This window comes from Pseudocitrobacter sp. RIT415 (assembly GCF_003057695.2).
Lineage (GTDB): Bacteria > Pseudomonadota > Gammaproteobacteria > Enterobacterales > Enterobacteriaceae > Pseudocitrobacter > Pseudocitrobacter faecalis.
Genome location: NZ_QBJC02000002.1, coordinates 173,336 through 195,398, shown reverse-complemented (window position 1 = coordinate 195,398; position 22,063 = coordinate 173,336). Strand labels below are relative to the sequence as shown.

Annotated in this window: 24 protein-coding genes and 1 riboswitch; of the genes, 12 read left to right on the top strand and 12 right to left on the bottom strand. The window is 52.9% G+C overall.

The window, feature by feature from the left end; genetic code table 11:
• The first annotated feature begins 65 nt into the window (after window positions 1–65).
• Window positions 66–485 (top strand): rhodanese-like domain-containing protein, encoded by a 420-nt coding sequence (locus DBY68_RS03395; RefSeq protein WP_108474237.1) that lies wholly within the window; start codon window positions 66–68, stop codon window positions 483–485.
• Window positions 486–494: 9 nt separating this feature from the next.
• Here the strand turns inward: DBY68_RS03395 and ydeE are convergent, their stop codons facing one another.
• Window positions 495–1,685, bottom strand: a complete 1,191-nt coding sequence (gene ydeE, locus DBY68_RS03390) for an efflux MFS transporter YdeE (protein WP_108474238.1) — start codon at window positions 1,683–1,685, stop codon at window positions 495–497.
• A gap of 196 nt (window positions 1,686–1,881) precedes the next feature.
• On the opposite strand from ydeE, the gene eamA reads away from it, so the two are divergent.
• A complete protein-coding gene (gene eamA, locus DBY68_RS03385) occupies window positions 1,882–2,781 on the top strand; it encodes an O-acetylserine/cysteine exporter (protein WP_108474239.1) in 900 nt (299 codons plus the stop codon).
• Between the two features lie 33 nt (window positions 2,782–2,814).
• Here eamA and marB read toward each other — a convergent pair whose 3' ends face one another.
• Genes marB through marR form a run of 3 tightly spaced genes read right to left on the bottom strand, consistent with a single transcriptional unit; the run spans window position 2,815 to window position 3,900 of the window.
• The gene (gene marB, locus DBY68_RS03380) at window positions 2,815–3,033 is read right to left on the bottom strand and encodes a multiple antibiotic resistance protein MarB (RefSeq protein ID WP_108474240.1); all 219 of its coding nucleotides are present in this window, start codon (window positions 3,031–3,033) and stop codon (window positions 2,815–2,817) included.
• 30 nt (window positions 3,034–3,063) lie between these two features.
• Entirely contained in the window at window positions 3,064–3,447 is a 384-nt protein-coding gene (gene marA / locus DBY68_RS03375; RefSeq protein ID WP_108474241.1) for an MDR efflux pump AcrAB transcriptional activator MarA, read from the bottom strand.
• A gap of 18 nt (window positions 3,448–3,465) precedes the next feature.
• A complete protein-coding gene (gene marR / locus DBY68_RS03370) occupies window positions 3,466–3,900 on the bottom strand; it encodes a multiple antibiotic resistance transcriptional regulator MarR (protein WP_108474242.1) in 435 nt (144 codons plus the stop codon).
• A gap of 239 nt (window positions 3,901–4,139) precedes the next feature.
• Between marR and DBY68_RS03365 the strand changes: the two genes are divergently transcribed.
• On the top strand, window positions 4,140–4,811 hold the full coding sequence (locus DBY68_RS03365; protein WP_108474243.1) for a MarC family NAAT transporter: 672 nt from the start codon (window positions 4,140–4,142) through the stop codon (window positions 4,809–4,811).
• A 38-nt stretch (window positions 4,812–4,849) separates the two neighbouring features.
• On the opposite strand, the gene DBY68_RS03360 is transcribed toward DBY68_RS03365, so the two are convergent.
• Window positions 4,850–6,049: a sugar transporter gene (locus DBY68_RS03360; protein ID WP_108474244.1), complete on the bottom strand. Its 1,200-nt coding sequence runs from the start codon at window positions 6,047–6,049 to the stop codon at window positions 4,850–4,852.
• A 197-nt stretch (window positions 6,050–6,246) separates the two neighbouring features.
• On the opposite strand from DBY68_RS03360, the gene DBY68_RS03355 reads away from it, so the two are divergent.
• A complete protein-coding gene (locus DBY68_RS03355) occupies window positions 6,247–7,047 on the top strand; it encodes a PhzF family phenazine biosynthesis protein (protein ID WP_108474245.1) in 801 nt (266 codons plus the stop codon).
• Here the strand turns inward: DBY68_RS03355 and DBY68_RS03350 are convergent.
• On the bottom strand, window positions 7,037–7,909 hold the full coding sequence (locus DBY68_RS03350; protein ID WP_108474246.1) for a LysR family transcriptional regulator: 873 nt from the start codon (window positions 7,907–7,909) through the stop codon (window positions 7,037–7,039). The genes DBY68_RS03355 and DBY68_RS03350 overlap by 11 nt on opposite strands.
• 104 nt (window positions 7,910–8,013) lie before the next feature.
• Here DBY68_RS03350 and sad point away from each other — a divergent pair, with 104 nt between their 5' ends.
• The 8 genes from sad (at window position 8,014) to mqo (ending at window position 16,652) form a co-directional block, all read left to right on the top strand.
• Window positions 8,014–9,399, top strand: a complete 1,386-nt coding sequence (gene sad / locus DBY68_RS03345; protein ID WP_108474247.1) for a succinate-semialdehyde dehydrogenase — start codon at window positions 8,014–8,016, stop codon at window positions 9,397–9,399.
• Between the two features lie 206 nt (window positions 9,400–9,605).
• Window positions 9,606–9,758 carry a Hok/Gef family protein gene (locus tag DBY68_RS22715; protein ID WP_146745430.1) on the top strand — a complete coding sequence of 51 codons (153 nt, stop codon included), beginning with the start codon at window positions 9,606–9,608 and terminating at the stop codon, window positions 9,756–9,758.
• Window positions 9,759–9,921: 163 nt separating this feature from the next.
• The gene (gene glsB / locus DBY68_RS03335; protein WP_108474249.1) at window positions 9,922–10,848 is read left to right on the top strand and encodes a glutaminase B; all 927 of its coding nucleotides are present in this window, start codon (window positions 9,922–9,924) and stop codon (window positions 10,846–10,848) included.
• The gene (locus tag DBY68_RS03330) at window positions 10,848–11,213 is read left to right on the top strand and encodes a DUF4186 domain-containing protein (RefSeq protein WP_108474250.1); all 366 of its coding nucleotides are present in this window, start codon (window positions 10,848–10,850) and stop codon (window positions 11,211–11,213) included. Before glsB ends, DBY68_RS03330 begins: the two co-directional genes overlap by 1 nt.
• A 78-nt stretch (window positions 11,214–11,291) precedes the next feature.
• Entirely contained in the window at window positions 11,292–11,819 is a 528-nt protein-coding gene (locus DBY68_RS03325; protein ID WP_108474251.1) for a GNAT family N-acetyltransferase, read from the top strand.
• Between the two features lie 114 nt (window positions 11,820–11,933).
• Window positions 11,934–13,385 (top strand): tagaturonate reductase, encoded by a 1,452-nt coding sequence (locus DBY68_RS03320; protein ID WP_108474252.1) that lies wholly within the window; start codon window positions 11,934–11,936, stop codon window positions 13,383–13,385.
• Between the two features lie 220 nt (window positions 13,386–13,605).
• Window positions 13,606–14,520: a bestrophin family protein gene (locus DBY68_RS03315; protein ID WP_108474403.1), complete on the top strand. Its 915-nt coding sequence runs from the start codon at window positions 13,606–13,608 to the stop codon at window positions 14,518–14,520.
• Between the two features lie 476 nt (window positions 14,521–14,996).
• Window positions 14,997–16,652 (top strand): malate dehydrogenase (quinone), encoded by a 1,656-nt coding sequence (gene mqo, locus DBY68_RS03305; protein WP_233503871.1) that lies wholly within the window; start codon window positions 14,997–14,999, stop codon window positions 16,650–16,652.
• 129 nt (window positions 16,653–16,781) lie between these two features.
• Here the strand turns inward: mqo and DBY68_RS03300 are convergent, their stop codons facing one another.
• The 6 genes from DBY68_RS03300 to DBY68_RS03275 form a co-directional block, all read right to left on the bottom strand.
• Entirely contained in the window at window positions 16,782–17,729 is a 948-nt protein-coding gene (locus DBY68_RS03300) for an ABC transporter substrate-binding protein (protein WP_108474254.1), read from the bottom strand.
• A gap of 10 nt (window positions 17,730–17,739) precedes the next feature.
• Window positions 17,740–18,441 carry an ABC transporter permease gene (locus DBY68_RS03295; protein WP_233503874.1) on the bottom strand — a complete coding sequence of 234 codons (702 nt, stop codon included), beginning with the start codon at window positions 18,439–18,441 and terminating at the stop codon, window positions 17,740–17,742.
• A gap of 47 nt (window positions 18,442–18,488) precedes the next feature.
• Window positions 18,489–19,229: an ABC transporter ATP-binding protein gene (locus DBY68_RS03290; protein WP_108474256.1), complete on the bottom strand. Its 741-nt coding sequence runs from the start codon at window positions 19,227–19,229 to the stop codon at window positions 18,489–18,491.
• On the bottom strand, window positions 19,226–19,909 hold the full coding sequence (gene tenA / locus DBY68_RS03285) for a thiaminase II (RefSeq protein WP_108474257.1): 684 nt from the start codon (window positions 19,907–19,909) through the stop codon (window positions 19,226–19,228). The genes DBY68_RS03290 and tenA overlap by 4 nt, the downstream gene beginning before the upstream one ends.
• 63 nt (window positions 19,910–19,972) lie before the next feature.
• A riboswitch (TPP riboswitch) is annotated at window positions 19,973–20,075 on the bottom strand.
• A 78-nt stretch (window positions 20,076–20,153) separates the two neighbouring features.
• Entirely contained in the window at window positions 20,154–20,597 is a 444-nt protein-coding gene (lysM, locus tag DBY68_RS03280; protein ID WP_108474258.1) for a peptidoglycan-binding protein LysM, read from the bottom strand.
• Window positions 20,598–20,682: 85 nt separating this feature from the next.
• A complete protein-coding gene (locus tag DBY68_RS03275) occupies window positions 20,683–22,011 on the bottom strand; it encodes a glycoside hydrolase family 10 protein (protein WP_108474259.1) in 1,329 nt (442 codons plus the stop codon).
• Between the last annotated feature and the right edge of the window lie 52 nt (window positions 22,012–22,063).

The following is a 22,063-nucleotide window of genomic DNA, read 5'->3' as shown; positions in this document are numbered from 1 at the left end:
TCGCGATAGTGGAACCCGCAGACGCGGGGACTACATAGTGTTAACACAGACCAGGAGATGTGACTATGAGTTATGTGAGTGAATGTGCCGTGGCCTCTGCCGAAGACGCGGTGCGTCATTTCCGCCAGCGCTTAAGTATGGAAACAGACTGTGCCGATGTGCACGCCGCCATGCGTAATCAGGATGTGGATTTTGTGCTTCTGCATGCAGTCGGCAGCCCGGAAATGTTTGCCGCTCGGCATATTCCCGGTGCGCGTCATTTACCTCATCGCGAGATGACGGTGGAGCGGATGGCAGAGTGGCCGCAGGAGACACTGTTTGTGGTCTATTGCGCGGGGCCACACTGTAATGGCGCTGACCAGGCGGCGCTGAAGCTGGCATTGCTGGGGCGTCCGGTGAAAGTGATGATCGGCGGGATGACTGGCTGGCAGGATGAAGGATATGAATTTGCCGGCACACCTCAGCGCGCAACACTTACGCGCTGAGGATGAGGGTTACTGCGCGGTGAGCGCTTTCCGCCCGCCGCTGGCATTCATGCCTTTCAGCACCAAAGCCCAGGCGATGACGATCGCGGTAATTAAAATCAGGAACAGCGAGGCGGGTGGCATGTGCGTAAGAATTTGCCCCGTGAGCATGGGGTTCAGCGCGGCGCCCATCCAGCCCAGCGCCTGGGCGGAAAAGTAGCTGGCTTTCATGCCCGGCGGGGCGATGTTATCAATCAACATATATTCGCCGGGCGCATAGATAACCTCGCCAAGGGTAAACACCGCCGCCGCGAGTCCCCAGTAAATCAAATTGTTTCCGGAATACATAAATCCGATCAGGCCCAGCACAAAGCAAACGGTGCCCAGCGTCATGAGCGGGCGCAGATTCCTGGCGCTGAGCCGGCGCCCCACCGCATACTGAAGTGTGACGACAATGATGGCATTCACCGGCAGAATCACCGCGACCACTTTCTCTGCAAAAACACTGTCTGCAACTGCCAGCACATATTGTGAGAGGCATGAAGCAAACGCCCCACCTACAAAAGAGGCGAGCAGACCCGATAGCGTAAACCATAACAACGCTTTGTCATGGAGTAATACCGACGGATCCCACGCCGCCGGCGTTTGTTCACTTTCGCTGATGAGTATGTGCTGGACGTAACGTTGAATCAGCACCAACGGTAAGGCAGCACAGACAGCGGCCAGCAGGAAGGGTAAATTGATACTGTACATTACCAGTAGCGTGCCGAGCGGTGGCCCGACCGTCCAGCCGATATTCAAAATGGTGTAGTTCAGGGAGAAGATCCGCGCTTTTTCCGTGGATGACAGGGCGTCAGAGAACCAGGCTTTCAGGACGGTTGCGAATACGGAATATGAGCAGTTGATCAGTGCAAAGAACAGCACCACTAAAGTGACGCTATTGATCAGTGGAATCGCGATAAATCCGGCGATAAACGCAACAATCGCCAGCAGCATGTAGCGTTTCTTATCGAACTTATCCGCGAGAATGCCGAATCCAAGGCTAAAAATAACGCCAATGGTCAGCGCAATAGTCATGGCATAGCCGATGGAATCGACCGTCATTGCGTATTTGCGCGTGAGGTAGATGGTCATAAAAGGAAGCGTCGCGCCGCGTCCGATGGTCAACAGGAGCGACGACGCCAGCAGCGCTCCTGTGGAGCGGCGTAGAGTTGAGTTCATTGTTCTGCCTGACGGATGGTTATGTCCTGGTTGTGATGTGCCTTTCAGAAATATCATGCCAGTGCGTGCTTGTATACACGATGCAAAAAGGTGCCCTCGCATTTACCCCTGCTAAAAATAATGATCTGTTCGATCTTGCTATTTTTAGTTATGTTGAATCTGTTCACATAATTTTAATAAATAATTGAGGCAGGGTATGACGCGTAAAGATGGGCTACTGGCATTGCTGGTGGTGGTGGCGTGGGGCATCAACTTTGTGGTGATCAAAGTGGGCCTGCATAATATGCCACCACTGTTGTTAGCAGGATTGCGTTTTTTGCTGGTGGCGTTTCCGGCCATCTTTTTTGTGGCAAGGCCAAAAATTCCTCTTCACCTGCTGTTGGGTTATGGCCTGACCATCAGCTTTGGTCAGTTTGCCTTTCTGTTTTGCGCGATTAAATTTGGTATGCCAGCCGGGCTGGCCTCGCTGGTGCTTCAGGCGCAGGCATTCTTTACCATCATTCTTGGCGCGTTTGTGTTTGGCGAACGATTACAGGGTAAGCAGGTGGCCGGGATTTCTCTTGCGGTATTTGGCGTACTGGTGCTGATTGAGGGGAGCCTGAACGGCCAGCATGTCGGCTTGTTAGGGTTTATGCTCACCCTGGCGGCGGCATTAAGCTGGGCCTGCGGCAATATCTTTAATAAACGCATCATGCAGCATGAATCAAAGCCGGCAGTGATGTCGCTGGTGGTGTGGAGTGCACTGATCCCGATTATTCCGTTTATGCTCAGCTCGCTTATTTTCGATGGCCCGTCTCTGATGGTGCAAAGCCTGCTGACTATCGATCTCACCACTATTTTGTCCCTGGTCTATCTGGCGTTTGTGGCGACGATTATCGGCTATGGTATCTGGGGAACGTTACTTGGGCGCTATGAAACCTGGCGCGTGGCACCGTTGTCGCTGCTGGTTCCGGTTGTGGGGCTGGCAAGCGCGGCGTTATTGCTCGATGAAACCTTATCGGCATTACAGCTTTTGGGGGCGGTGCTGATTATGGCGGGCTTGTTTATTAACGTCTTCGGATTGCGTCTACCCGGCATGCGGGCGGCGAGGGGATAAAGCAACGCCCCGCATGTGCGGGGCGGACACAAATCAGAAACCACGCTGGTTGTAGTAAGGTACACCCAGTTCGTCTGATTTGTCGCTACCGGCATCCATATGATTAAAATCGAACGGCGACTGTTGGTTAGCCGACGGCATAATCATGGTGTCTCGGGCGTTGTGTTGCGTCGGTGTCAGGGTTTGCTCCGCATAACTCTGGCTGGAAACCAACGCCATAATAGCGAAGGCAGCGGAGGCGAACAGTTTCATGGTATTCCTCGATACGTCTTGTGCAGGCGATTAATAAGTACAGTGATTAAGCGGGAAGAGATAACGAGACTCTCCGTGCATATTGGTGACGCGATACTTGTGCGGCGGCACATCGAAATAGTTTTTAAAGGTTCGCGTCAACGTCTGCTGTGATTCAAAACCGTAGCGTTCAGCCAGGTAGAGAATCGGCTCATTGCTCTCTTTTAACTTCTGGGCAATCTCGGTCAATTTACGGGTGCGAATGTACTGACCTAAAGAGTGTCCCGTTTCCTTTTTAAACATCCGTTGCAGGTGCCATTTGGAGTAACCTGAACGCTCTGACACTTTTTCCAGCGACAGGGGCGACTCAAGGTTATCTTCGATCCAGTCCAAAATGCTATGAATGGTGATAGCGTCAGTGTTGCGTCTGGACATCGTCTTACCTCTTTCTGTTTACGGCAAAATCTTTTTTAACAGAAGCTCAAGCGTTTCAACTTCGTTTGCCGTTAAGTTTTTTGTTAATTCCTGATGCAGGTCCTGCCCAACAAGCTGATGACATTTCTCACAAATTTCAGCGCCTTCTGGCGTTAACTGGATTAGCACGCCGCGTTTGTCATGAGGATTCGGCAAACGGGCAATCCAGCCCCGGCAAAGCAATCGGTCAAGCATTCTGGTAAGCGCGCCCAGATCGACCGACAGGATTTTCTTCAGCTCTACCGGTGTAATGCTGCCTTTGCAGCGAATAGAGCAGAGCACCCTGAACTGTGAGGAAGTAATGTCTTCAGGCGATAGATGCTCGTTGAGTAAGCGATCTTTTTTCTGATTAACCATGTGAATCAAATGCCCAAGCGGGATGATTTCATCAAAGAGGTCGCTTGTGATGTTCACAATGGTTGCCCTGGCAAGTACTTTAGTTGCGGAGGATATTATTTCTCGTGCAATCATAAGTCAACTGAATGGATTAAGGGATGCCACGATTTGCTAAAACGCTGAACAGAGAGTATCCAACTACAATAAAGAGGACATTCTGTACAAAGGGCCCACATAGCAAGAGATGCTGCGAAAACGCTATACTGCATCGCGTAGACTGCGAACTTATTCGAAAACAGAGAAGGCTAGTATCTCATATGATTGAACTTTTTCAGGCAATCGGGCTTGGTCTGGTGGTGCTTTTACCGCTGGCAAACCCGCTCACCACCGTGGCGCTTTTTCTCGGATTAGCGGGAAATATGAATGCGGCAGAACGTAACCATCAGGCGCGCATGGCCTCTATTTATGTCTTCGTCATTATGATGGTTGCCTACTATGCCGGTCAGTTGGTGATGAATACATTCGGTATTTCAATACCTGGTCTGCGTATCGCAGGCGGCTTGATCGTCGCGTTTATCGGTTTCCGCATGCTTTTCCCGCAGCAGAAAGCCCACGAATCACCGGAAGCGTCCAGCAAATCAGAAGAGCTGGAAGATGAGCCGACCGCCAATATTGCGTTTGTGCCGCTGGCCATGCCGAGCACGGCGGGGCCGGGTACTATCGCCATGATTATCAGCTCGGCGTCTACTATTAAACACGGCGTGAGTTTCCCGGAATGGGTAGTGCTTGTCTCGCCGCCCATTATATTCGCGCTGGTGGGGATTATCCTGTGGGGTAGCCTGCGCAGTTCCGGGGCGATCATGCGCTGGGTAGGGAAAGGTGGCATCGAAGCCATTTCGCGCCTGATGGGATTCTTGCTGGTGTGTATGGGCGTGCAGTTTATTATTAACGGCGTGGTGGAAATCATTAACACCTGGCCGGGCGCGTAATGCAGGGAGCCGGGGATGTCAGCCCGGCTCCCGAATCCTCACGAGCGGTGCGCCTGCTCTTCTAATGACGCTGTGGGCCAGCGGCGGAAGATAATCACCGACCAGATCAACGCGGCAATCGCCGGAACCGCCCCGACGTAACCGATTGAGGCCATTGAGATGTGGCTACTTATCTGGCTTCCCAGCAGCGCGCCCGCGCCAATACCAATATTAAAGATCCCGGAAAACAGCGACATCGCCACGTCTGTTGCATCTGGTGCCAGCGACAGCACTTTCACCTGCATGCCCAGGCCGATAATCATAATCGCAATACCCCAGAAGACGCTCAGCACCGCAAGATGGCTGGCCTGATGGGACGCCGGCAATAGCAGCAGCAGGCAAATCAACAGCAGGCCGATTGCGCTGGTGATGAGACCAGAAGCGTGCAGGTTACCCAGTTTCCCGAACAGAATACTGCCGATGATGCCCGCACCGCCAAGAATCAACAGCAGCACGGTGGCAAAATTTCCGCTCAGCCCAGCGACGTTCTGCACAAAAGGTTCGATGTAGCTATACGCGGTGTAATGAGCGGTCACCACAACCACGGTCAGCAGATAAATGCTGACCAGTGCCGGGCGACGAAACAGCACAGGCAGGCTTTTCAGGGAACCCGAATGTTCACTCGGCAGTTTGGGCAGCAGTTTAATCAGCGCCACCATGGTCAGCAGCGCGCCAATACCGATAGCAAGGAAGGTGGTTCGCCAGCCAAAATATTGCCCTACGATGCGGCCAATCGGAATGCCAAACACCATCGCCAGCGCGGTACCGGTGGCTATCAGGCTTAGCGCCTGCGCGCGTTTTCCGGCAGGCGCCATGCGGATGGCCAGGGACGCGGTAATCGACCAAAACACGGCATGGGCAAAGGCGATGCCGATACGGCTGGCAACCAGCACGCTAAAGTTCCAGGCGAAGAAAGAGAGTATATGGCTGGCAATAAACAGCGCAAACAAGCCAATTAACAACTTGCGGCGCTCCATCTGGCTGGTCAGCAGCATAAACGGCAGCGACATCAGCGCGACGACCCATGCATAGATTGTCAGCATGATACCGACCTGCGCCGTGGTCATGGCAAAACTGTCGGCAATATCAGAAAGCAGGCCCACCGGCACAAACTCGGTGGTATTAAAGATGAAGGCTGCGATGGCGAGCGTCACCACCCTAAGCCATGCGATGTGGCGCGAGACTGTGTTGGTTGTCATAGGATTTTCTGGGGTAGTTTGATCGGGATGAGACGTGCGATCTTAAAGCCAATGTTGGCTGAATGACAATCATTTTGTGATTTGGATCTCATTTTGTGGTTATTAGCTCAATGGCGTTGCCAACGATTTTCCTCACCGTCTGCCGCGACCCGCAGATTTGTGTCATTTTAACGATTGAATAGCGACAGGAGATCAGAATGCGGGAAATTGATATTTATCTGGTGGATGCGTTTAGCGAGCGTCCGTTTGAGGGGAATGCAGCGGCGGTATGTGTGCTGGAGAACTGGTTACCCGATTCATTATTACTAAAAATGGCCCAGCAGCATAATCAGTCAGAAACCGCATTTGTGGTACAGCAGCCGAGTGGCTTTGCGTTGCGCTGGTTTACCACCCGCCAGGAAGTCAATTTATGCGGGCACGCGACGCTTGCCACGGCGCACGTTATTTTTCAGCAACTGCATTATCCGGAACGCACAATTCGCTTCGAAACCGCATCAGGACAACTGACGGTCACGCGCGATGGCGAATGGCTGACGCTCGATTTTCCGATGGGCGAGACGCAACCCGCGACGCCGCCTTCCGACATGCTTGCCGCGCTGGGGATTACGGATTATCTGCATGCACGTAAAGGCCGCGCCTGGGTTATTGAGCTGGAAAACAGACAGCAGGTGGAAGCCGTGACGCCGAATATTAGCGCTATGATCCCCAGAGAACATAAAGTGGCGATTACTGCACGCGGCAACGGTGCGTATGATTTTGTTAGCCGATTTTTCTCGCCGGGCGAAGCGGTGTGGGAAGATCCGGTGACTGGCTCGTCGCATACTATGCTCATTCCCTACTGGGGCGACAAGCTTGGGAAAACGCACATGCTGGCGCGTCAGGTTTCCGCACGCGGTGGCGATGTACGCTGCGAATGGCAGGGGGATAGGGTATTGATGGGCGGGAAAGCGTCCCTCTATTTGAAAGGAACGCTTTTTTTGCCTGAGGCTAGTCTTTAAGTTTTTGAGGCTCATCCAGCAATTCAATAAACGCCTCTAACTGGCGGCTTTTCGCGCCACGTCGCCAGACCAGCCAGGTCGTCAGCCAGCGCCATTTTTCTGCCAGCGGCCAGGCTTCGACCTGGTGGTGTCCGGGCATGCTTTCCAGCATACTCCGCGGCATCAAGGCCAATCCCGCCCCGGCAATCACGCAGGCCAGCATCCCGTGATAGGACTCCATCTCGTGAATTCTGCCGGGCGTTGCGTGATCCGCCTGAAACCAGCTCTCGAAATGGCGACGATAGGAGCAATTGGCCCGAAAAGCGTAAATACTTGTGCCGTTGACGTCGCTGGCACGAGTAATTTTAGGGTGCCCGTTCGCCGCGACGATCATCATCTCTTCCTGATACACCGGCATGCCCTCCAGACCGGGATGCATCACCGGGCCGTCAACAAAAGCCGCACTCAGCGAGCCTTCTAAAACGCCGTCGATCATGGTGCCGGAAGGGCCGGTCGCCAGATCAAACTGAATTTTCGGGTAACGCTGGTTATAACGTGCCAGCGTTTCCGGGATGCGCACGGCGGCAGTGCTTTCCAGCGCTCCGAGGGAAAATAGCCCCTGTGGTTCATCTCCGGCGACCACCATACGGGCTTCATCGACCAGCGCGAGGATCTGCTGGCTGTAGCGCAGAAAACTGTGTCCGGCGGGGGAAAGACGCAGACGCTGGCTTTCGCGGATAAACAGTTCAACACCCAGATCCGCCTCCAGTTGGCGAATACGGGTAGTGAGATTTGAGGGCACGCGGTGCACAACCTGCGCGGCCTGGGTAATGCTGCCGGTTTGCGCGACGGCGTTAAACATCTCAAGTTGCGTCAGGTCCATGATATTCTCGATTCGTGAATAATGGGCTTAATATTATTCAGTTTTCAGAAAGACAACAAGCGTCCAGAATGACAACATCACATCACCGGATAAGAGAGAAGAGAATGACTTCACCTGTAACTCACGCGATTTCCATCAACCCGGCTAATGGCGAAACTCTGTCGGCAATGCCGTGGGCGACAACCGCACAGGTCGATGAATCTATCGCCCTTGCTGATGCTGGCTATCGCCAGTGGCGTAATACCTCCGTCACGGCGCGCGCAGAGGCATTACGTGCTGTTGGCCGCGTACTGCGTCAACGTGGCGAAGAGATGGCACAAATGATGTCCCTCGAAATGGGCAAACCGATTGCTCAGGCGCGCGGGGAAGTCACGAAATCCGCCAGCCTTTGCGACTGGTACGCCGAGCATGGCCCGGCGATGCTGAATACCGAATCCACGCTGGTGGAGGATAACAAAGCTGTTATTGAATATCGTCCACTGGGGCCGATTCTGGCAGTTATGCCGTGGAACTTCCCGTTGTGGCAGGTGCTGCGCGGCGCGGTGCCAATTCTGCTGGCCGGGAATAGTTATCTGTTAAAACATGCGCCTAATGTGATGGGCAGTGCGCAACTGATCGGTAAGATCTTCCTCGAAGCGGGCGTTCCTGCGGGCGTTTTCGGCTGGGTGAATGCGACCAATGAGGGGGTTACGCAGGCGATTAACGACGCGCGTATCGCCGCTGTCACGGTAACGGGAAGCGTGCGTGCTGGCCGCGCGATTGGCGCTCAGGCCGGTGCCGCGCTGAAAAAATGCGTGCTTGAGCTGGGCGGTTCCGATCCCTTTATTGTGCTGAACGATGCGGATCTCGATACCGCGGTGCAGGCGGCAGTTATCGGGCGTTATCAGAATACCGGGCAAGTTTGCGCTGCGGCGAAGCGCTTTATTGTTGAAGCCGGGATCGCGGATGCTTTTACACGCCGATTTGTTGCGGCAACCGAGCAACTGAAAATGGGCGATCCGCTGGACGAGCAAAACTATTTAGGCCCAATGGCGCGCTTTGACCTGCGTGATGAACTGCATCAACAGGTTCAGGCAACGCTTGCCGAAGGCGCGACTCTGCTGTTAGGCGGCGAAAAAATGGCCGGAAACGGTAATTATTACGCGCCGACCGTGCTGGGGAATGTCACGTCAGAGATGACTGCGTTTCGTCAGGAAATGTTTGGCCCGGTCGCGGCAATTACCATTGCGCGCGATGCCGATCATGCTCTCGAACTGGCAAACGACAGTGAGTTTGGTCTTTCAGCGACTGTTTTCACTGCCGATGACGCACAGGCTCAACGCTTTGCCGCACAGCTCGAATGCGGCGGAGTATTTATCAACGGTTACAGCGCCAGTGACGCGCGCGTGGCTTTCGGTGGCGTGAAGAAAAGCGGATTTGGTCGAGAGCTGTCGCATTTTGGTTTGCATGAATTCTGCAATGTACAAACGGTGTGGAAAGACCGTCGATAATCTCGAAAAAAGAGTGTTTATCAAAGCGTAAACAGGGATGGCGCGGCGTAAGATGGTTGTGGGTGCTTGAGGCTACTGTCTCAGGCATTTGCAGGATGGCAGATAGAGAAAAGCCCCGAGTGATTTTTCAATCAACCCGAGGCCCCCTATATGTCAGCACATGTAGAGTGCCTCTTACAGACTGTAAGGTCAAGGAAAAGAGCGCGATGAAACAGTACAAAGGGATGCTACTTGCCCTGGTCATTATCTGTGTTTCCGCCGATGTGGCGGTGCTGGTAATGAGAAAAGATCTCTGTGAGGTCCACATCCGAACTGGCCAAACGGAGGTTGCTGTTTTCACAGCGTGCCGATCCGTGTAAGAGCAACGGCGGGGAGCGATCCCCGCCACTCTTTGTGTGTCAGGCATATCCACAACGCACCCTTTTTTTTCTCAGCCCGCTTCGTGCGGGCTTTCTTATGTTTCATCCATCATGCTCTGTTATACTTGCAGGCCGGAAATAGCCTGCGGGCAAGGAGTAGTAAGTGACTACGGTCATCGATAATGACATGCTGGCGTCGATTTTAGCCGACGTCAGGCCGTTGATTGGGCAAGGTAAGGTAGCGGATTATATTCCGGCGCTGGCCCAGGTAAGCGGTAACAAGCTGGCGATTGCCATCAGCACGGTGGATGGTCAGCACTTCTCGGCGGGCGATGCCGACGAACGTTTCTCCATTCAGTCCATCTCCAAAGTACTCAGTCTGGTGGTGGCGATGAACCACTATTCAGAAGACGAAATCTGGCAACGGGTTGGGAAAGATCCCTCCGGTCAGCCCTTTAACTCGCTGTTGCAGCTGGAAATCGAGCAGGGTATTCCGCGTAACCCGTTTATTAATGCGGGCGCGCTGGTTGTGTGCGATATGCTGCAGGGACGATTGAGCGCACCGCGTATGCGCATGCTGGAGATTATTCGCACGTTGTGCGGCGTCCCGGATATTACCTACGATTCTGTGGTTGCACGCTCCGAGTTTGAGCACTCCGCGCGTAATGCGGCGATCGCCTGGTTAATGAAATCCTTTGGTAATTTCCATAACGATGTGGCGACGGTACTGCAAAACTATTTTCACTATTGCGCGTTGAAAATGAGCTGCAACGAACTGGCGCGGGCATTTTTGTTCCTGGCGAATCAGGGGCGGGCACCGCATATTCACCACCCGATTATTTCACCGATGCAGGCGCGGCAGGTTAATGCTCTCATGGCGACCAGCGGCATGTATCAGAATGCCGGTGAGTTCGCCTGGCGCGTCGGGCTGCCGGCGAAATCCGGCGTTGGCGGCGGTGTGGTTGCGATCGTGCCGCATGAGATGGCGATTGCCGTCTGGAGCCCGGAACTGGACGAAGCCGGTAACTCGCTGGCGGGCGTCGCGGTTCTGGAAAAATTAACGCATAAGATTGGACGTTCAGTGTACTAATGGTTCCTCTCGATAATTTGTTTACACGCCTGGCGCGCTCGACGTTTCGTAGCCGTTTTAAACTTGGCGCAAAAGAGCGACAGTATTGCTATGACAAGGGCCCCGAGGTTATCGACAGTCACGCGGCCGATTTCATCGCATCCCGACTCGCCCCGGCGCAGCCGAAAAATGATGGCAAGCAAACACCCATGCGCGGGCACCCTGTGTTTATCGCCCAGCACGCGACGGCAACCTGCTGTCGCGGCTGCCTGGAAAAATGGCATAACATTCCTGCGGGAACGGCGCTTGATGACGCCCAGCAACACTATATTGTCGGCGTCATTCACCACTGGCTGGTGATTCAGATGAATAAACCACAACCATAAGTAAATGCGATGACGGCACCTCTTGTGCTGTTACGCGCCGCCAGCGATAGTGACATGAAATTCACTCAGGAGAGTTACATGACCCCGTCCTTTACCGTGCGCACGCTATCCCATGATGAAATTCTGTTGCATCTCCATGATCTGACCGACATTCTGATCAACTGCGTTGAAGGCGGCGCGTCGGTCAGTTTTATGCTGCCTTTTAGCCGCGAAAAAGCGCTGGCATTCTGGCAACGTACCGCGGCGAGCGTGGTGGCGAATGAACGTATCTTACTTGTGGCAGTAGATGCGCAGCAGCGGATTGTCGGCACCGTCCAGCTTATTATCGATCAACCCGAGAACCAGCCGCATCGCGCGGATGTGGCTAAACTGCTGGTGCATGAGGATGCCAGACGTTTTGGTATAGCAAGTCAGTTGATGTCGCATCTGGAAACGATAGCGCGTGATGCAGGCAAAAACGTGCTTGTGCTTGATACCGCAACGGGAAGCGGGGCGGAGACGTTCTACCAGCGCGCTGGCTGGCATAAAGTGGGCGAAATCCCGCGTTATGCGCTGATGCCTGCGGGGGAGTTAACCGCCACCAGTGTGTTTTATAAATTCCTCTGAATTATGAATTAGTCCTCACATTTTGATCAAAACAGGGTTTCATTGTCTAAAAATCTGTTAAGTTATTACACCAATTCCACCAGGTTGTATGACTAATTAAAAAAGGAAACGATTGTGAAGACTCTGAACCGCCAGGACTTCCCCGGTGCGCAGTACCCTGAACGTATCATTCAGTTTGGCGAAGGTAACTTCCTGCGCGCATTCGTTGACTGGCAGATCGACCTGCTGAACGAACACACCGATCTCAATGCCGGTGTAGTGATTGTTCGCCCGATTGCCAGCGATTTCCCGCCGTCACTCAGCACGCAGGATGGCCTGTACACGACCATCATTCGTGGCCTGAATGAGCAGGGCGATGCCGTGAGCGATGCGCGTTTAATTCGTTCCGTTAACCGCGAAATCAGCGCTTATACCGATTACGACGCTTTCCTGAAACTGGCACACAACCCGGACATGCGCTTTGTCTTCTCGAACACCACGGAAGCAGGCATCAGCTACCATGCCGGCGATAAATTTGATGATGCACCGGCCGTAAGCTATCCGGCTAAACTGACTCGTCTGCTGTTTGAACGCTACACGCATTTTAACGGCGCAGCGGATAAAGGCTGGATTATCATTCCTTGCGAACTGATTGACTATAACGGTGACGCGCTGCATGAACTGGTGCTGCGTTACGCGCAGGAGTGGGCGCTGCCGGTGGAATTTGTGACCTGGCTGAATGAATCCAACACATTCTGTTCCACCCTGGTCGACCGAATTGTTACCGGTTATCCGCGTGATGAAGCGGCGTCCATTGAAGCGGAACTGGGTTACAAAGACGGTTTCCTTGATACCGCTGAGCACTTCTACCTGTTTGTTATTCAGGGGCCGAAATCGCTCGCCAGCGAACTGCGTCTCGACAAACTCTCCCTCAACGTGCTGATTGTGGATGACATCAAACCGTATAAAGAGCGTAAAGTGGCGATTCTGAACGGGGCGCACACGGCTCTGGTGCCGGTAGCCTACCAGGCAGGGCTCGATACGGTCGGCGAGGCGATGAATGACGCGGAAATCTGTGCTTTCGTTGAAAAAGCCATTTACGACGAGATTATCCCGGTGCTCGATTTGCCGCGTGATGAGCTGGAATCTTTCGCCAGCGCGGTAACCGGGCGTTTCCGCAATCCGTATATCAAGCATCAGTTGCTTTCTATCGCGCTGAACGGGATGACGAAATTCCGTACCCGTATTCTGCCGCAACTGCTGGCAGGGCAGAAGGCAACCGGCAAACTGCCTGCACGTTTAACTTTCGCGCTGGCGGCACTGATTGCGTTTTATCGCGCAGAGCGTAACGGTGAAACGTATCCGGTACAGGATGATGCGCACTGGATTGAACGTTATCAGCAACTGTGGGCGCAGCATCGTGATCAGTTGATTAGTACCAGCGAGCTGGTGAAAACGGTGCTTTCTGTGAGTGAGCATTGGGAGCAGGACCTGACTCAGGTTGTCGGCCTTGTCGAGCAGGTGTCTCTGGATCTTGACGCGATTCTGCTGCAGGGAATGCGTAAAGCCGTTCAGCCGCTGTGCTAAGAGCATGAACCAGACCCGGCAAATGCCGGGTTTTTTATTTAGCACCATTAGTTACAACATACATATTTCATCTCTTTGTAATCCACACTTAAACATCGTGCGTCGTCATTTTTGGCAGGAATGAAAGGGGATTGATTATACGCGACAGCCAAGCAAACCGCTTGAATATGTGACCGCAATCACGTTTAATAAACAAGTTATTAACTTAATCGATAAATATATGATTGCGCGTCCTCATCAACACTGGCTGCCTCGCATTCTTGTCTGGCATGGCTCGGTGCTTCCCAAGATCTACTCTCGCTTGCTACTCAATTTCCTGCTCTCAATTGTGGTTATCGCAATTTTACCGTGGTACACCTCACTGGGTATCAAGCTTACCGTGGCGCCATTCAGTATTCTTGGTGTCGCCATTGCTATCTTCCTGGGCTTCAGAAATAACGCCTGCTACGCACGTTATGTGGAAGCGCGCTTGCTGTGGGGGCAACTGATGATTGCTTCACGCTCCTTGCTGCGGGAAGTGAAAAATACGCTTCACGACGAACCCAATATTGCGGAGTTTACCAGGCTGCAAATCGCGTTTGCCCACAGCCTGCGCTTGTCATTACGCCGCCAGCCTGCGAAAGCGGTGCTGGCAAACTACCTTGATGACAAACAGCTGGCTCAGGTTCTGGCCGTTCAAACGCCTGCAAACCGTATTCTCCTGATGATGGGGGAGTGGCTGGCCGTGCGTCGTCGCGAAGGAAAACTGTCGGACATTCTGTTTCATAGCGTGAATAACCGGCTTAATGATATGTCGGGCGTACTGGCCGGGTGCGAGCGTATTGCCAATACGCCCGTGCCTTTTGCCTATTCGCTGATCCTGCACCGCACCGTTTATCTGTTTTGCATCATGCTGCCGTTCGCGCTGGTTGTTGATTTGCACTACATGACGCCGTTTGTGTCGGTGCTTATCTCGTACACGTTTATCGCGCTTGATACCCTTGCCGAAGAACTGGAAGAGCCGTTTGGCATGGAAGATAACGATCTGCCGCTGGATGCTATCTGCAACGCGATTGAGATAGAGCTGCTGCAAATGAACGATGAAACCGTGATCCCGGCAAAACTGACGGCAGATAAGCACTATCAGCTCACTTAGTGCGCAAAAGTAAAAGAGGGGGACGCAGCCGGTTTTTATTGGCATACTCGTATTCATAACCTGCTGCGTTCGCCTTATGATGGTCGTGCAGCATTAAGAAATCATTAAGGTTTTCCGTGTTAGATCGTCATAACCGGCATAAGGAGAATCAAAATGGAAAAAAGAATAGAAACCGCAGTGAACCTGATCATCTTCATTTCACTGTTTGCCACTGCCTGGGACTTATCACTGGTCCAGGATTTCTCCTGGTAAAGCCTTTCATTTTACTCCCTCGTTCGATAAGAACGAGGGAAGCGCATGCCTTCCTACATAACGAAAATACCCAACAAAGAGTGTTGATGATTTATTTAATTAAATAACTAAATAAATATGTAATTATATAATAGTGCGAAAAATGTTGTAGATATTTTAAATTATCGTAAAAATGCTTTACTATATTTATTCATGTTTCATCAATGCTATGTGATATTACTATTATGCCTGCAATTAAAAAGACAATTATCTCACTCACCTCTGTGGCGCTGTTTGTCAGTTCGGCAACCTGGGCTAATTCTGAAACCTCACAAAAAACCGATTTCCTTCTGATTGGCGGCGGTATTATGAGTGCCTCTCTCGGCACGTGGCTCCAGGAGCTGCAGCCAGACTGGAAGCAGGTCATGGTCGAAAAACTCGACGGCGTGGCGCTGGAATCCTCTAATGGCTGGAATAACGCCGGTACGGGTCACTCGGCGAATATGGAGCTGAACTATACGCCGGAACGTCCGGACGGTTCGATTGATGTCAGCAAAGCGCTGGATATTAATGAGCAGTTTATGATCTCGCGTCAATTCTGGACGGCGCAGGTGAAACGCGGCATTTTACGTGAACCGCACTCCTTTATTAATTCCACCCCGCATATGAGTTTTGTCTGGGGCGACACCAACGTTAATTATTTGCAAAAGCGTTATGATGCGCTGCAAAAAACGACGTTGTTCCAGGGCATGAAATTCTCTACCGATCACCAGCAAATTCAGCAATGGGCTCCGCTGGTAATGCAAGGGCGCGATCCGCAGCAGAAAGTGGCTGCAACCTGGACGCCAGCCGGTACCGATGTGAACTACGGTGAAATTACCCGCCAGTTGATCGGCAGCCTGAAAAAAAGCCCGAATTTCTCTTTGCAAACCTCGTCTGAAGTGACTGAGTTTAAACGCAATGGCGATAACTCCTGGCACGTGACAATCAAGGATGTGAATAACGGTAAAGAGCATGCGATTGATGCCAAATATGTATTTATCGGTGCTGGCGGCGGGGCACTGAAATTACTGCAAAAAACTGGCATTCCTGAAGCCGATAATTATGCAGGGTTCCCGGTTGGCGGCTCTTTCCTGATGACGGAAAACCCGGCAATCACTAAAGAGCACCTACAGAAAGTCTATGGCCAGGCCTCCGTTGGTGCGCCGCCGATGTCCGTACCACACATTGATGCACGTTTCATCGACGGTAAACGCGTGGTGCTGTTTGGGCCGTTCGCGACGTTCTCCACCAAATTCCTTAAAAATGGCTCGTTCTTCGATTTGCTGAGCACCACCACAACCAGCAACGTGATGCCGATGACGCATGTGGGGCTGGATAACTTTGATCTCGTCAAATACCTGATTAGTCAGGTTATGTTGAGCGATGATGACCGTTTTGCCGCGCTGAAAGAGTACTATCCTCAGGCGCGTAAAGAAGACTGGAAACTGATTCAGGCAGGTCAGCGTGTGCAGATTATCAAGAAAGATGAAGACAAAGGTGGCGTACTGAAACTGGGTACGGAAGTGGTTGTTGACCAACAGCGCACGATTTCCGCATTGCTGGGTGCTTCTCCGGGCGCATCGACCGCGGCTCCCATCACCCTGAACGTGATTAAGAAGATGTTCCCGGAACAATTCAGTTCTGAGCAATGGCAGAGCAAAATCCGCGCGATTGTGCCGAGCTACGGTCAGCAACTGAACGGTAACAGCGCGCTGACGCAGCAGGTTTGGGACGATACCGCAGCCACGTTGCAGCTGGTTAAACCTCCGGTAATCAAAATGAATGCTGATGCAAGTGACAACGTCACGCAGAAAGCAACACAGCCTGAAGCGTCACCTCAGCACGACATGGCGCTGTAAAATTGCCTGATGCGCTGCGCTTATCAGGCCTACATTAGATTGAATTCACGAAATTTTGTAGCCGGATAAGGCGTTTACGCCACATCCGGCAATAACAAAGCGCACTTCGTTCGCAATCTGATGTATGGCTTACATAACCTCGGTAGCGTACTGCTCTACCGGGGTTATTTTTTTGATAAGTTTGTTATCAAACAAAAACTGCTCGTAATGCGCATAGCGGGCTTTATCCAGTTTTGCCGGATCTTGCGCAAAGAGCGGCAGCGTTTTCATCCATGCCTGCTTATTCAATTCGGTATTAAGCTCAGGATGCAGACTGGCGAATGTTTTCCAGCTCTCCTGCGGATGCGCGTGCAGGTAGTCGCTCCCTTTTTTCAAAGCCGCGAGGAATTTTTTAATTTTCGCTTCTCCAGCCATCTCTTTATTCGCCACCAGAATCAGCTCATCGTAAGCAGGCACGCCATAATCCTCGACATTAAACACCACCGGTTCTTTTCCCTGAAGCTGGATCTCCAGGGCTTCGATGTTTCGATAGCCGCCAATCACCGCGTCCACTTTGCCGGTCAGTAGAGCACTGGTTAGCTGAAAGTTAACGTTGATAAGCTTCACCGCATCCGCTGGCGTATTGCTATGTTTCAGCATGGTATCGAGCGTCGCCTGCTCGATGCCACTGACGGAATAGCCCACGCTTTTACCTTTTAAATCAGCAGGCGATTTAATATTTTTATCCAGCGCAATCACCGTATTCAGCGGCGTATTGATAAGTGTGCCCACACGCATCAGCGGTAAGCCCTGATCGGCAAAAAAGTGCAGTTGCGGTTGATAGGTGATCGCCAGATCGGCCTGTTTTGCTGCCACCAGGCGCGGAGGAAGCGCCGGATCGGAAGGCGGGACAATTGTGACGTCCAGGCCTTCCTCTTTAAATGCGCCGATTTGCTGTGCACCCATCACGGGGGCGTGGTCTGGGTTGATGTACCAGTCCAGTACCAGCGTCACTTTCTCCAGCGCCCAGGCGTCTGGCGAAAGTGTACCGGCGATAAGCAGAGCAGCGAGCGCAGGTTTCAGTATTTTTGTTGTCATCGTAGTTTTCTCAATGGTTATCCGGAACCCAATAAATCAGGCGATGTAAAAGGGCATCGATGATCATCCACAGCGAGATGGTCATCAAAACGAGTATCAGAAGGGCGGCGAAGCAGATATCACTCTGCATGCGCGCGTTGGCGTTGAGCATCACGTAACCCAAACCTTCCGCCGAGCCGACCCATTCGCCAATGATGGCGCCGATGGGCGCAACGGCCGCCGCCATGCGCAGGCCAGAGCCAAAAGCAGGCAGGGCGGCCATCAACTGGACATGGCGGAGTAGTGCCCAGCGTGATCCTCCCATGGTGCGGGCCAGGTCGAGATAATCACCGCTTACCCGGCGCAGACCATCAAACAGAGCCGACGACACCGGAAAGAAGATAATCAGCACCGCCATGGTGACCTTGGCGCTCATGCCAAAACCAAACCACAGCACCAGCAGCGGAGCGAGTGCGAAGACAGGAATCGCCTGGCTGGTTAATACCACTGGCATCACCCAGCGCTGAAGACGGGGTGAGAAGACCATGCACAGCGCCAGAATTGCCCCGAGCAGTACACCAATCACCAGCCCACTGGCGATTTCCGATAGCGTAATCAATGTGTGCCAGCCGAGGTAACGACCATTATCGTGCAGGGCCTGAACCACCGCCGTGGGCGAGGGCAGCAGGAATGCCGGAATAGAGCCGAGCGTCGCCAGCCACCATAAGCCCATTAAGCCTGCAAACAGCGTCACCCCGCGCCAGATACGTGATAAGAAAATCACTGTGCCCCCCGAATCAGTTGTTGCATAAGCTCGCGTTGGCTCTGGATAACCTGAGGATCGTCCAGGTCACGTGGCGGGATGCCAGCCATAATGTGGGCGTCATCAATACCGCCGGGATATTTCGCCAGAACGAGAATGCGATGGCTCAAACGGCAGGCCTCAGCGGGATCGTGGGTAATCAGCAACACGGTACGATCGGCCAGTAATTCCGCCGCCAGCGTTTGAATCGTGGCGCGGGTAATCGCATCCAGCGCGGAAAATGGCTCATCCATCAACACAATTGGCTGCTGTTCGTAGAGGGTACGGGCGATGGCGGCGCGCTGACGCATCCCGCCGGATAACGTCTGCGGAAGGGCATGGCCGTAACCACTTAAGCCAACGCGATAGAGCAACTCTTGTGCCCACTCACGATCGGCTTGGTCACCGCGCAAACGCGCACCCAAGCAAACATTTTGTTCGATGGTTAACCACGGATAGAGCAGATCGCGCTGACCCATCCAGCTGATACGGCCTTCCAGCGGATGACCGTGTTCATCCGTCACCGAGCCAGCCGTTGGCGCGGCCAGCCCGGCAACGATACGCAGCAGGCTGGTTTTCCCCGCACCGCTGGCACCGAGCAACGAAACGAAATGACCCGCGGGGATCTCGACGTTGAGATGTTCAAATATCGTCTTATCGCCGTAGCGAAGCGTAAGGTCTTTTACCCTGATGGCCGGGGATGCATTCACGCACTTCATGATTTTGCGTTCAATCCCATCTGCCAGAACGCGCTTTCCAGTCGAGTGGCGGTGGTGAAGATAGATGAAAGCTCACCGATACGGCTTTCACCTCCACGCGCAGCGGCCAGATTTTCAAATAGTGTCAGTGAGGCTTGTACGCCTGCCAGATAGTCCTTGTCACCATAGTTACGGATCCACGGCGCGTAGGGGTTACCCTCAAAGACAGTCGCCCGATCGTTGAGCAGCCGCAGGCCGATTTCCGCATAGCCTGCTACACAGGGCATCAATGCGGTAAGCAAATCAAGCACATCGCCTGAGTGTCCCACATCCAGCACGTAACGGGTGTAGTTCACCGTTTCAGCGGCTTCTTCCACCTGCGTAACGTCGGATTCCGTTAACCCCCATTGCTGGCAGTAGCTGATATGCAGCGGCAATTCGTTAAGAATCGCATTCAGTGATGCTGTCGCGGCGCGCATTTCCGGCAGGTTTTGCAGTTTGCTGACCAGCAGCGCGTAGGCGCGGGCGAAATGAACTAAAAACAGATAATCCTGGGTGAGATATCGGCGAAACGCGGGTTCAGGCAGGGTGCCTGCGCCTAACTGCTGAACAAATTCATGCGCGACGTAATCATGCCAGTGGTGACCGGCAAGCGAGCGCAGACGCGCGTAAAGACCAGTTTCAAAAAGGGGTAAAGACATGGGACCTCCAGTAATCGGTGGAGATCCGGGCGCAATAAGGGAAGAACAGGAATTGGCTGTATAAATAGATGGCTAACCCGTCCCTTCGCTGGCATGACCCAGATCAGGTTCTAAGGGTTCGGCTTGCGCCATCTCAGCCCATTACTGGACACCCCTCGGACAGGAGGTTTTATACGATATTTTGCCTGTGAATACAACGAGGGGGAAACGCTTACCGGAATGACTTCCGGCAAGCGTATGGCTATCAGGCTTTAGGAATACGTAATGTCTGACCGGGATAAATTTTATCCGGGTGAGAAAGCATCGGACGGTTGGCTTCAAAAATTTTGTTATACAGATTGGCATTGCCATAAACGGTTTTAGAAATCGCGCTCAGCGTATCACCGGACTTCACGGTGTAATAGGTGGCTTCATCCGCGCTATCAGCAGCCGTGATGTTATTCTCCACTTCACTGACCCCGGCAACGTTACCCACCGCAACCTGAATTTTTTCTTTCTCTTCCTGGGTTAGTCCATCACCGGTGACGCTGGCTTTCCCATCAACAACCGTCACCTGGACTTTATCCGCACCGGGAATATTGAGTTTCTTCAAATGCTCGGTGACTTTTTCGCCCTGGTCCTGATGCGAATCCGTCAGTTTATCCCACAGTTTTTCACCTGCTTCTTTCACGAAGTTAAACAATCCCATATCCGTTCTCCAGTAAAGAATGTCAGGGTAAGCATAGCAGATGAGGCGCGCTACGCCGGATTTGCGTAGCGCACAAAAGGCAGGATTAATGGCCCCAGCGGGTTTTCAGATAATTCACCGCCTGGCGAGTTTGCGGTTGATTGAGATTATCTTCACGGAACAGGATCGTCCCGTTAATTTCAGGGATGGATTCGTTGAGATCTATCTGTTTGCTCAGCTCCGGCACGCCGCCATTCACCGCCCAGTCAGGTTCTTTTTTTGACGGTTCGCCCACTTTATACAACGCCACGCCAATGTACAGACGCGTTTTGGTTGGTTTCACCACATCCGCCCACCATTTTGCCAGCACATCATAACGCGCTGCATCACGCGCGAACGGCCAGTAAAGTTGCGGGGCAATGTAATCCAGCAAGCCCTGTTGTACCCAAAGGCGAGTATCAGCATAAGATTCGTCGTAGGCTGCCGCACCGCGCGTATCCGACCCTAACGGATCGTGCGAACGGTTACGCCAGACGCCCGCCGGGCTTACGCCAAACTCGACGTCGGGTTTCAGCTGTTTGATGGTGCGTGACACCTGCTCGATAAGCAGTTGCGTATTATGGCGTCGCCAGTCGGCTTTTGACGCGTACTGTTGGCCGTATTGGCGCCAGGTCTGGTTATCGTTAAGCGTCGAGCCAGGGGTTTCGGTATAGAAATAGTCATCAAACTGAACGCCATCGACCGGATATTTCGCCACCACTTCCGCCACAATACTGGTAATCCAGTCGCGCGCTTCCGGAATGCCGGGATCAAGCACAAAGCGATCGCTTGATGTGCGGATCCAGTCGCGATGCAGGACAAAAATGCTGGCAGGTTGCTGTGAGAGCGTGCGATTAAGCTCGGCCACCGTTGACGGCTTGGTGTTGGTTGTCACCCGGTACGGGTTAAACCATGCATGCACTTTCATGCCGCGTTTATGAGCTTCATCCAACATAAACTGCAACGGATCGTACCCGGGGTTCTCGCCAATCTTGCCGGTTAAGGTATCGGACCACGGCAAAATTTTGGAATCCCACAGGGCGGTGCCATCGGGCTTTACCTGAAAAAAAACGGTATTAATACCGAGCTGTTTCAGGTTGTCGAGCTTTGCCGTCAGCGCTTCTTTCTGTTTATTGATGCGAATGGCGGGGCTGCTGATATTGACCGAGTTAACTGGCGGCCAATCGAGCCGTGAGACCGTCGCCAGCCAGATACCGCGCATCGGTTCGTTACTTCGCTGTGCTTTATCGGCGGGCTTCGATGTGTTGCCCGACGGCGTGACAAGTGAACTCGGTGGCTTAGACGAACAACTGACAACAAGTAATGCCGCGGCAACCAGCGTGCCTAGTTTTTTAACCTGAGTGACCGGGGATACGCCCCGCAAAGAGATGATCATAAACGCCCGTTTTCTACTAGTCCCTTGAGAGGCGATATTCTCTTACGATTTG